This is a genomic window from Sphaerochaeta sp., from assembly GCF_050256055.1.
Lineage (GTDB): Bacteria > Spirochaetota > Spirochaetia > Sphaerochaetales > Sphaerochaetaceae > Sphaerochaeta.
On sequence record NZ_JBFWIJ010000005.1, the window covers coordinates 128,153 to 138,222 of the forward strand.

Sequence of the window (10,070 nt, forward strand, 5' to 3'; positions counted from 1 at the left end):
TTCAGACCCCCTTCTCACTTAAGAGATTGACCAGGCCGACCACTTCATACAGGGGAACGGGACGACGGAGAAAGTGTTTGATCCCCAGCGTGTAGGCACGTTTGACCGATTGCTCATTCTTGTTGATCGACATAAGGATGAAAGGAATACGGGCGGTAGCGGCTGTATTCATCAACTCCTTTCGCAAAGTCAGAGCGCTGAGCTTTGCGATGAGCAGCTCGGCGATGATGATATCCGGGGCGCCTGAAGCGATCATTTCCTTGGCCTGGAGGCCGTCGTCTGCAGTCAATACCCGATATCGTTCCTGTTCCAGACTCTGTTTGAGCAACTCCCGATCGAAGCCGGCTTTGTCAACCAAAAGTACGGTGATGGCGGAACGGCTGGATGTATGGCTGGATGATGTGGAGACCAATACCCCACCTCCTTGCTTCTGCGCAAGCTTGAGGCGAAAGAGGGTGGTCTGGCTGACGGTAAGGACAGACTGCTCAACGTCGTCCTGTAAACTTGCCGGGAGCTCGTCACTGGAGAACAGCCCCATGGATACGGTAATTGGGATGATGAACCGGTTTTCTTCGGCAATTCGCATCATGATGTTCGATGCCCGCTTGATCGCCTGTTCTTTGGCCAGGTTGCTGCATACCAGGGCAAACACTCCTCCGGAAAGTCGACATACCTGTACATCCGCTTCCACCTGTGCCAACAACAGTTCGGAAAGCAACCGCATGGTTTTGTCTCCTTCACTGATTCCAAAATCGAGGTTGATTCGGTTGAGGTTGTCGATGCTCAGAACAACGGAAACAAAATGCTTATGCTCCTTCAGTTGTTGCGAGAGGAATGCCTCATGGAAGGTTTGGTTGTAGAGGCCGGTGATCGGGTCCCGATATTTGCTTTCTTCCAGTTGCTTTACTTTCTGCTCAAGCTCCTGCAGCTGTGCTTGGCTTTCCTTGGCGGTCTTTTGCGTCCGGAACAGCAGTGATGCAAAGGCCTTGGGCATGGCAAGGTCATATTCCTTCACCAGACGTTCCACCAAAGAGGAGATTGAAGAAAGGAATTCCATCCCATCATGTTCTTCGAGGAACGTGAAGAAGGTATCCCATAGCTGTTCTTCTCCCAGTGTGGATTTTGCGATGCATTGGTTTTTGACACTGATGGTGAATGGTGCGTTTCGGAAGCGTTGTGCCACTTCCTTTGTACCATGGATGGTAATAAGCCGAACGACCACTTGGTCGAGCAGGGCTCTGATTCCCCCCTCGCTGGGCAACGCCAATTCCTTGGGTTCCAGAAACAAGCCGCAGCTCAATGTTTTGAGTGTATCGATATACATCTCCAGGTTCTTGTTGATGATCGATCCATGCTGGGGGCAGATCAGGCGAAGCGGATAACTCTGAAGACTTTCCATCGCCGAAGAAAGGATTTCATGGCTGGGCATGTAGACTTCATGAAAGGCCTTCATCCCGTCCAGATAGGACTCGCCGGCATAGAGGTGCCAATCGGCGGTGATGGAACCGAAAACATCCCCGGTCATCAAGGCTTGCACCTGGGGTAGGTAACTCATGATGGCGCCGGGGAAGTGCAGATACGGGGTGAAGAGGAATCCTATGGCAGCCCCGCTTTTCAAGGTATAGGAGAAACTATGGTAGTTGACCAGATAAAACGGGCTGTGAAACCCATAGTATTGGAGGATCAAGGACGTGCGTTCATGACAACAGACTTCCCCTTTGAACCCTGCCTCCTCGAAGTAGGGTACTGCACTTGCAAGATCGGGGTCCTGGTGGCTGAGGACGATGGCCTGGAGATGGTCGATGTCGATCAGGCTCATGGTTTTTTCCAGGACGATGCGTCCGTCAAGCTTGGAACCGGGGTCGAACAAGATCCCCCAGCCCTCATGGATATAAAGATAGGGATTGCATTGCAGATTCCGATGGGTGCTTTCAGAACCGACCCACCAAAGCCCTTCGGCAATCTGGACCGGTTTCGACAGGTCAATCATTGCGTTGCTCCTCTTGTGTAAAATATGCATGCAACAGCTGATAGCTTTGTTTCAACCGTTGCTGATACACCGGTTGGTTCCAATGCTGAAGCATCACGAAAACCGGACCCAACTGGTCGAGTGGTGTCTGCCCTCCCTCACGGGTTACCAAAGCACTGAGCACGATGGCATCGGTTTGCCGGATGGACAATTGGTCACGCAGCGGATCGCTGTAGAATATCCGTTGGTCATCAAGAACTGAAGCGGAGGAAGGGTCGCTTACATTGATGCGGGTCCAGGGAATGCGGATGGTCACTTGGTTTCCCTCCATCATCCAGTGATTGGTCGACCCGGTGAGATCGCCATATCGCAAATGGCTGGAATCCTCGAATCGTGGTGCGATGATTGTCCCGTCGCTGAGCGCCCGCTTCTTGTTGATGAGCTTGCTCATCGTCTGGAATGTTCCTTCCCGTTTCAAGCCGGTTGCCGTGGAAAAACCGAAGTGCGTGTAGTCAGCTTCCTTGATCGCCAACAGCCGGGATTGGTCGAAGGAATCAAGCACGATCTGGTATTCCATCCCCGAAGGAGCCTCGGTGGCAAGATCGGGGAGATAGCGCAATTCTCCACGCTCGCGAAAGAGGGTATCGATGCCGATGCGCAGTTGCTCCCGCCCGAAATTCAACGGACCGGAGAGGGTAAGGTCGATCCAGAGGTAGGAGGCATCCGATCGTCCTTCCATCCTGGTGATCAAACCTGATCCATCCAAGGTTGCCGTGCTACGAGCCGGCTTCACGGCCTCGTAGGCAAGGATACCGTAGTTCTGTTCAGGGTCTATGGCATTATGCCAGAGTATCTGCCGGTCATAAGGGATCATGAATGGTTCGGTGGTCCAGGTTTTTTTCGCCCATTCATCCATCCATTCAAAGATGATGCCTCCGCTGTATCCTTCCCGCTTCATGGCTTCAAACATCCTGATGATGCCTTTGGCCTGCTCTTCCTCGCTCAGCCCCCCATGGTTGTATCCATCGGGGCTGGTATGGGCATTGCCCATGCCGGTGGCGATGCCGAATTCAGCGACAACCGCCGGATAGTTGCGATGTCCTTCCATGAAGGCCTTGAGGTAACCGCCGTAGCGCAGACGCCCTTGTGCATCCTCATACGAGTCATAAGCGGGATCATTATTCATGAAGTCGGGATAGTTGGGATAGATGTGATAGGAACCGAACAACCCGGCCTTGTTGTTTGGTCCGAGGGTCAGATGATTGATATCCACTGTAGCCCGGTCGTTGTATTCATTGATTTTCTTCCCTTCCTCATCCCGTTCCGATTCGTGTGCCAGATAATCGAGGGTGGGCCAGTTGACCAATGAGACGGCATGCTGCCATCCATACGTCCGCTCTTCATAGGAAAGCAGGTAATCACCGCTTTGGGCGAGCCAGCTTTCGGTGGGGGAGGCGTTTTGGGTGGTTCCCAGATATTGTCCTATGAAGCGATATCCTTTGTGGTTTTTATCCGTCATTTCCACTTCTTCCGGCTCCAACTCACGACCCACCAGATACCCGATGACGAAGGAGGAGACGTCGGTTGTGTAATTTCCCCATGCTCTTCCCTGCCGCTCATCGATTTGTGCGCTGCCATGGATTGCATCGACCACATGCTCTATTTCCGCTTCAAACGCTTTCTGGTAGTCAGTGGTCAAGTAATCGTGTCCTGGTGGTTGTTCCTCCGGCCATACTTCCTGCAGCAGGTAGATCGGCGATGCGGTGTGGATTCGATTATACAAGGCGAAGGCTTGGTAGAACTGTGGATCAAGCAGGGTATAGATGCGCAGCGTATTCACCCCCAGTTCCCCCATCTGTTCGAGCCAATGGAAATACAGGCTTTTGTCTTTGGGAAATTCCGTGAACCAACGGCCCGGCATTGCTGTCCCGAGGTTTATCCCGTAGAGGAAAATCGGTTTGAAGCTACCGTCCTGATAGATTTCCAATGCATGCTGGGTGGCGCGGGCTACAAGTTTAGTCCCCGCCTGTACCGTGACTTCACGCTCCAGCGGGGCTATTACCATTTGCTTACGTTGCTCCGCCTCCTTGAAGATTGCCGAGAGGAGGGGCAGATAGGTGTCCCACAAGAAGGAATCTTCCTTGGGGGCGAAGCGCTGCATCAGTTTCTCCATTCCTTTGATTCTTGCAAACCGAAGGGGGTTGCTCCAGTAAGCCCAGTTGCCGCTCAGATAGTAGGCTTTGTGATTCGCCGTTGTCTTGCTTTGGATGGCGGGAAAGGTCGAAGTAAGGCCGAATGCTTGCAAACGTGCAGACCCGCTTGGATTCACATTGAGCGAATAGGTGGCCAACACCTCGGTTCCTTCCATAGGTTCGGTAATATCGAAGATTTGTCGGTAGTTGACTGAACCCGTCAATCCAAGTTCGCTCCGCCCTTGCTCGGTATACGAAAAGGTCATGGCATCGGCACCCAGTTCGATGCCTTCCCGAAGGACGACGATTTCTTCATCGATATTGGAGAGCAGGATCCCTTTGCCTTGGTATTGCCAGTTCTGTCCATATTTTTCCTTGATCCAAGGGGGTATTTCCCCTTGCAACGACAGGTCTTGGAGATACATGCCGGTCCATCCGCTCCACCGTGTTCCCAACAGCTCATACAGTTGTGACTGGACATAGGACGGGGTGGGGGTGGCGAAGCTGTTGTACTCGGCAATGACCGTGCTGCTTTGCTCTCGGTTGAGCAGCGTCCTGAGCGCCTGGGCATCGGCAGCACTGCTTCCTCCCCAAATAAGATTGCTTTCACCCGCCGTCTGGTTTCTTATGAATCCTTCACCTTTTCTGTAGACGCCGTAGGTGTCGGCTATATACAACACATCGGTTCTGTCATCCAAGCCGGAAAGATCCTGGATCGGGTTTGCCAGCTGGGGATGGTATCCTAGGTAGGTGATTCGCTTGTCAAACAGCGTGCCGGAAGCAGTGGGGTATTTGTCGTGCAGCAAAAGCCAAGCCAAGGCTTCGTGATGGGCGTGGCTTGATGGATTGGGTACGCTCTTGTCATAAACGGTGACCGTAAGGTTTTGCTCGGGCGTGAGGAGCCAGAGAAAGAAGGGAAGACTGAGCAGGAATCCCAGCAGGAGCAGCAAAACGATCAGGATTCCGGGATTGGCACGGCCGGGTTTCTGGGCTGTACGACGTCTTTTCATGGATTGAGTATACTGCGGTACGGCTCCTGACGAAAGAGTGAATCAACGTTCGGGGTCTTTTGGGTTGTGGTTGGCCGAATCGTGGATATTTGCGTATCTTGGTTTTACAAGGAGCATGAGATATGAGCGAACACCATGTCTACACCACCCATGTTGAGTGGACCAAGCAACGCAAGGGGGCGCTGTCCTCTGCCTTCCTTCCGACGATCGAAGTAGCGACACCCCCGAATTTCCCCGGCGGGCATGAGGGCATCTGGTCTCCGGAACATTTGTATACTGCTTCAGCAGAAATCTGTCTGATGACGACATTCCTCTCGTTGGCCGAGCGTGCCGGCCTTGGGTTTAAAAGCTACAAGAGTGATGCGGAAGGAACGTTGGAGAAGGTGGAGAAGGGACTGCAGATGACCCGGATCCATATCAGACCGACCGTGGTCGTGGATGATGAACCGACGAAGGAACAGACGATCGGATTGCTGCAGAAAGCCGAGAAGTATTGCCTGATCTCCAATTCCATGAAAACTGTAGTCTCCATCGAGCCAAATGTTTTGGTTGGTTGAATGAGAAGGTGACATTTGTCACTATGCAGTACTGGTTTGTTGCCTCTATGCTGACCATGGAGGCACAAATTCATGGTGTTGTCAGTACAGGAAGTCATCAAGCGGTTTCATACCACCCTTGCCCTTGATTGCTGCAATCTTTCCGTCCAGAAGGGTGAGATCGTCGGGTTGCTCGGTCCGAATGGAGCGGGTAAGACGACCTGCCTGCGTGCCATCATGGGCCTGCTGCCCATCGATGATGGATTGATCACCGTATTCGGACAGAAGCAGGATGGCAAAAACAAGGAAATCCGCCGGAATATCGGTTATGTAACCCAAGAAATCACATTGTATGAGGATATGAGCGGTAGAGACAATCTTGCCTTTTTCGCTTCCTTGTATGGCATGGACAGGACCCAGATAGCCAAGCGGATGGGTGATGTTGCTGAAATCATCGGTCTGCAAGCCAAACTTGGTCAGAAAGTCAAACACTACAGCGGGGGGATGAAGCGCCGTCTGAATATCGGCTGCTCCTTGATGCACAACCCGCAGTTGCTCATCCTTGATGAACCGACGGTGGGAATTGATCCGCAGTCTCGTACCTTCATCTTGCAAGCGGTCAAGCACCTTGCCGAGGAAGGTACCACCATCATCTATACCTCGCATTATATTGAGGAAGTCGAGGCGATTGCGACGCGAACCTACATCATGGACAACGGTCATATGATAGCAGAAGGGACGCTTGCCGAGTTGATTGCCCGTATCCAGGGCGATCACTTCATTGAAGTGGAGGTACGCTTGGGCAGCGAAGAGAAACGGAAGCAGCTGCTCGCACTTGAGGAGGTGAAGGAGGTGGTACTCAGCGCAAACCGTTACCGTATTGTGGTTCCCGGAGGGATCCCTATTCTGGATAAGGTCTTACTTACCCTTTCCGACCAGAGTCTTGTTTCCATCAATACCAAGCAACCCAACCTCGAAGATGTATTTCTGACGTTGACGGGAAAGCAATTGCGTGATGAGGTGCAGCTATGATGTGGTTTCATCTCAAGCGTGGGTTCAAAGGGGTGATCACGCACATCATCCTCATCATGTTTCCCCTGCTCTTGATCATCTTTTTCGATTATCTGTATCGGAACACCGGCATTGAGACCGGGCTGGGGCAGTCAAAGCAAAGCAATGCCACCATTCTAGCCTTGGGATTTGCTCTGACCTTCCAAATCTATGGTTCGGCTTTGAGTTTTGAGACGCTGGCGGAGGATCTCTACAGTCCGATGCATGACCGGCTTTTTGCATCCCCGATGGAAGGGAGATCGTTGGTTCTCTCCATTCTTTTCAGTTCCACGATCATCAGTTTTCTCCAGACTTTGGTGATTCTCCTCGCCTCAACTTTCTTGTTGGAGGCTTCGATTTCCCCTGTGGTTCCTGTACTTGGGGTTCTGCTTGTCTCGGTGGTGTTTCATCAATTGCTGGGCACGCTCCTGGTGTTCTTATCCAAGCAAGCGAAATCTGCCAATGTTCTGATTACTATCTACGGTTCCCTGGTTCCGATGACTTTGGGGCTGTATTTCCCGCTTCCCTCCGGACGGTTCTTTGAGCTTCTTCGCATGTACGGCACTCCATCGGCGCTTGCCAATACAGCGAGCTTTGCATTGATGAACGCCGATGTGGGTTTGTTTCTCAAGTCGTTCGTCCCGTTGCTAGGCGCAACCGCTTTCCTGTTTCTGGTGCTCAAACCCTTGGTACGGAGGATACATGTATGACGATATTCCTGTTTGCCTTGCGTGAGCATCTGAAAAGCCGCTTGATTCTGGCAATGCTGTTGGTGTTTCCCCTTGTTCTCCTGTTCATCCCTTCACTCCCTGACTCTCTTCCTATGGCTCTCAGCTTGTTCGGGCTTTTGGATTTCTACTCTGCATTTCTGCTCAGTCGCTTGATCGTTGAGGACAGGATGCGTTCGGTGGTGGTACGCATAGCTGCCGCTCCCATTTCTCATTTGCAGTATCTGGCAAATCATCTCTGTGCAAGTCTTGCTCTGCTTGTCGTCCAAAATGTCGTATTTGTTGTTGCCGCTCGGGTTGTATACGGGAATTCACTTACGAACTGGGGGGTGCTGCTGGTGGTATATCTTTGTTATGCAATCATGACGCTCTCGTTTTCCCTGGCATGGAACAGCTTGTTTCGTTCCTATGCGGTTTCCTTCTCCTTGTTCAGCGGTCTTGGCTCGATCATGTGTTTGGTCAGCGGTTTGAGTTTCCCCCTTCGCTTTCTCCCGCCGAATTTGCAGAAAGCAGTACGGATTCTGCCCACATATTGGCTTGCCCACGCTCTGGATGCCTTGTACCATACAGATAGAGCAGCCATAGCACTCGCCTGTTTGGTTTTGGGTGCATACTCTGCAATATTTCTGCTTCTGGGAAGCAAAAGGAGACTGTAGGAATTGGCTGGGACGAAGAAGCACCTGTCCTATGAAAACACAGAATTCTCCGTGTTTTCCTTGGTGTTGCTCGGTGTCCTCATCTGGTTGTTTCCGATGCTTGATGCAGTATTCCTGTTGCTTTTTCTAGTGGTGCTTGCAAGCCTGTTGTTTCGCTGGCGTTTCCCCCTGGCCCCTGAGTGGATGCTCATCGATTGCGGTCTCTTGTGTTTGGTCTGTATCCGACTTCCTGAGGCTGCACTGTTGCTTTGCTTGTATATTCTCTTTTTTTGCACCAGGGGAAGATGGTTCCTCTCCCTTCCGTTCCTTGTCTATGCAATGGCGCTGCTCCAAATGCCGAAGATTTTGTTCGTGGTGTTCTCTTTCAGTCTCGGGGTATTGCTTTGGCTCTGGAAACAGGAGAGAGGTATGTTGCAGGAGGAGACTGATCGCCTTCGTCTTCAATTGCATCATGCCGATCAGGAACAATTGCGCCTGCTCTCTGATTATCAAGATGCGCAACAGCTTTCCCGGCTTGAAGAGCGGGACCATATCGCCCAGATCCTGCATGATAGTCTGGGCCATGAGTTGACCGCCGCCCATCTCTCACTCAAGGCCCAAGGTACATTCCTTCGGAAAGGGGAGCTCGACAAGGCGATGGACAGCCAACAGAAGATTGAGATGCGCCTGCAGTCTGCACTGGAGCAACTCAAGCTTGCGGTCAGGCAACTGGATGTGGCAGAGAGGGAAGCACAAAGCAGGTTTGATCAGTTGATTTCTGCATTCGAATATCCGGTCGAGGTTTCCTGCAAAGGCGACTTGGATACGGTGCAGCCTGCTTTGGCCCAAGTGTTGTATGCAGGTTTGAAGGAAGCGTTGACCAACATTTCCAAACATGCCAAACCTACGAAGGTGACGGTATTGCTCGATTGTACCCCCACCTATGTTCGGCTTATGGTGGAAAATGACGGGATTCTCGAACAGGCTCCGGTACATACGGGAAACGGATTGCGCTATATGCGACGCAGGGTGGAAGCGATGGGAGGAAGTGTCGCCATCCAGCAAGACAAGACGTTCCGTCTGATCATTACCCTGATACGATCCCAGAAGGAGCTGACATGAGATTGTTGTTGGTCGATGACGATGCTTTGGTGTTGGAAAGCCTTTCAGTGTTGTTTTCAGAGGATCCCGAGCTGCATGTTGCAGCAACAGCTCTCAATGGGGCCGAAGCGTTGGTGAAGCTCCAGAGCTTGCACGTTGACATCGTGTTGTTGGACATCCAGATGCCGGTTATGGATGGGTTTGAGACTGCCGAGCGAGTACGCGAACAATATCCCCAGGTGAAGATTCTCATGCTTACCACGTTTGCCGATTATCGGAGTCTGCATAGGTGTCTGGAGGTGGGAGCCTCCGGGTTTTTGCTCAAGAGTGATCCTACCGAGAAACAGATTCTGACGATCAAGGCGGTGTATCAAGGGCTTCCGGTCATCAGTGAACAGGCTTTGAGAAGGTTCTCCGAGGACCCTTTGTTCCCTGATTTGACGAAACGGGAACAGGAAGTGCTGGTCCATGTGGCCCAGGGCTTGTCCAATAAGGAGATTTCCAGCAGGCTTTGCATCAGCGAAGGTACGGTGCGCAATATCATTTCAGTCATGTTGGACAAGCTTGGGGTACGTGACCGCACCCAGTTGGCCATCGCATACTGGCAGCAGAAAACGGGAGGGTCCGGCCATGCGTGATCTCATAATTCTGGCAGCTTTCTACCTGATCGGGCTGCTGCTGTTGGGCTTCGGCCTCTATGGGTTGCTGCAGGGGCGTAGAGAGAGGTATAAGCAAAAACAAGGAGTGTTGGTCTCCTCTGAGGATATGCTTGCGGGTTGGGGGAAGGAAGAGGAAGAGGCGAAGCGATGAACCGGATTTTCTTGCTCGGTGATTCCACCTGCGCCCGGA

9 protein-coding genes are annotated in these 10,070 nt (G+C 52.0%); 7 read left to right on the top strand and 2 right to left on the bottom strand.

The window, feature by feature from the left end; genetic code table 11:
* Nucleotide 1: 1 nt before the first annotated feature.
* Both AB7C91_RS03530 and AB7C91_RS03535 read right to left on the bottom strand, forming a co-directional pair.
* A complete protein-coding gene (locus AB7C91_RS03530) occupies nucleotides 2–1,990 on the bottom strand; it encodes a diguanylate cyclase (protein ID WP_428589262.1) in 1,989 nt (662 codons plus the stop codon).
* Nucleotides 1,983–5,171 (bottom strand): hypothetical protein, encoded by a 3,189-nt coding sequence (locus AB7C91_RS03535; RefSeq protein ID WP_428589265.1) that lies wholly within the window; start codon nucleotides 5,169–5,171, stop codon nucleotides 1,983–1,985. The genes AB7C91_RS03530 and AB7C91_RS03535 overlap by 8 nt, the downstream gene beginning before the upstream one ends.
* Nucleotides 5,172–5,293: 122 nt before the next feature.
* Between AB7C91_RS03535 and AB7C91_RS03540 the strand changes: the two genes are divergently transcribed.
* From AB7C91_RS03540 to AB7C91_RS03570, 7 genes are all read left to right on the top strand, one after another.
* Nucleotides 5,294–5,728 carry an OsmC family protein gene (locus tag AB7C91_RS03540; protein WP_332447781.1) on the top strand — a complete coding sequence of 145 codons (435 nt, stop codon included), beginning with the start codon at nucleotides 5,294–5,296 and terminating at the stop codon, nucleotides 5,726–5,728.
* Nucleotides 5,729–5,800: 72 nt separating this feature from the next.
* Entirely contained in the window at nucleotides 5,801–6,739 is a 939-nt protein-coding gene (locus AB7C91_RS03545) for an ABC transporter ATP-binding protein (protein WP_332447782.1), read from the top strand.
* Nucleotides 6,736–7,467 (top strand): hypothetical protein, encoded by a 732-nt coding sequence (locus tag AB7C91_RS03550; RefSeq protein ID WP_428589269.1) that lies wholly within the window; start codon nucleotides 6,736–6,738, stop codon nucleotides 7,465–7,467. Before AB7C91_RS03545 ends, AB7C91_RS03550 begins: the two co-directional genes overlap by 4 nt.
* Nucleotides 7,464–8,141, top strand: coding sequence for an ABC transporter permease (locus tag AB7C91_RS03555; RefSeq protein WP_428589272.1), 678 nt, complete (start codon nucleotides 7,464–7,466; stop codon nucleotides 8,139–8,141). The genes AB7C91_RS03550 and AB7C91_RS03555 overlap by 4 nt, the downstream gene beginning before the upstream one ends.
* Nucleotides 8,142–8,144: 3 nt before the next feature.
* A complete protein-coding gene (locus tag AB7C91_RS03560; protein ID WP_428589275.1) occupies nucleotides 8,145–9,242 on the top strand; it encodes a sensor histidine kinase in 1,098 nt (365 codons plus the stop codon).
* Nucleotides 9,239–9,859 (top strand): response regulator, encoded by a 621-nt coding sequence (locus AB7C91_RS03565; protein ID WP_428589278.1) that lies wholly within the window; start codon nucleotides 9,239–9,241, stop codon nucleotides 9,857–9,859. The genes AB7C91_RS03560 and AB7C91_RS03565 overlap by 4 nt, the downstream gene beginning before the upstream one ends.
* Nucleotides 9,852–10,031, top strand: coding sequence for a hypothetical protein (locus AB7C91_RS03570; protein ID WP_332447787.1), 180 nt, complete (start codon nucleotides 9,852–9,854; stop codon nucleotides 10,029–10,031). The genes AB7C91_RS03565 and AB7C91_RS03570 overlap by 8 nt, the downstream gene beginning before the upstream one ends.
* The last annotated feature ends 39 nt before the right edge of the window (nucleotides 10,032–10,070 follow it).

What these genes read in the sequence shown, in the direction of transcription:
- AB7C91_RS03545 (WP_332447782.1), top strand. Translation starts at nt 5,801, where the DNA reads ATGGTGTTGTCAGTACAGGAAGTCATCAAGCGGTTTCATACCACCCTT.
- AB7C91_RS03570 (WP_332447787.1), top strand. Translation starts at nt 9,852, where the DNA reads ATGCGTGATCTCATAATTCTGGCAGCTTTCTACCTGATCGGGCTGCTG.
- AB7C91_RS03530 (WP_428589262.1), bottom strand. Translation starts at nt 1,990, where the DNA reads ATGATTGACCTGTCGAAACCGGTCCAGATTGCCGAAGGGCTTTGGTGG.
- AB7C91_RS03540 (WP_332447781.1), top strand. Translation starts at nt 5,294, where the DNA reads ATGAGCGAACACCATGTCTACACCACCCATGTTGAGTGGACCAAGCAA.
- AB7C91_RS03550 (WP_428589269.1), top strand. Translation starts at nt 6,736, where the DNA reads ATGATGTGGTTTCATCTCAAGCGTGGGTTCAAAGGGGTGATCACGCAC.
- AB7C91_RS03565 (WP_428589278.1), top strand. Translation starts at nt 9,239, where the DNA reads ATGAGATTGTTGTTGGTCGATGACGATGCTTTGGTGTTGGAAAGCCTT.
- AB7C91_RS03555 (WP_428589272.1), top strand. Translation starts at nt 7,464, where the DNA reads ATGACGATATTCCTGTTTGCCTTGCGTGAGCATCTGAAAAGCCGCTTG.
- AB7C91_RS03535 (WP_428589265.1), bottom strand. Translation starts at nt 5,171, where the DNA reads ATGAAAAGACGTCGTACAGCCCAGAAACCCGGCCGTGCCAATCCCGGA.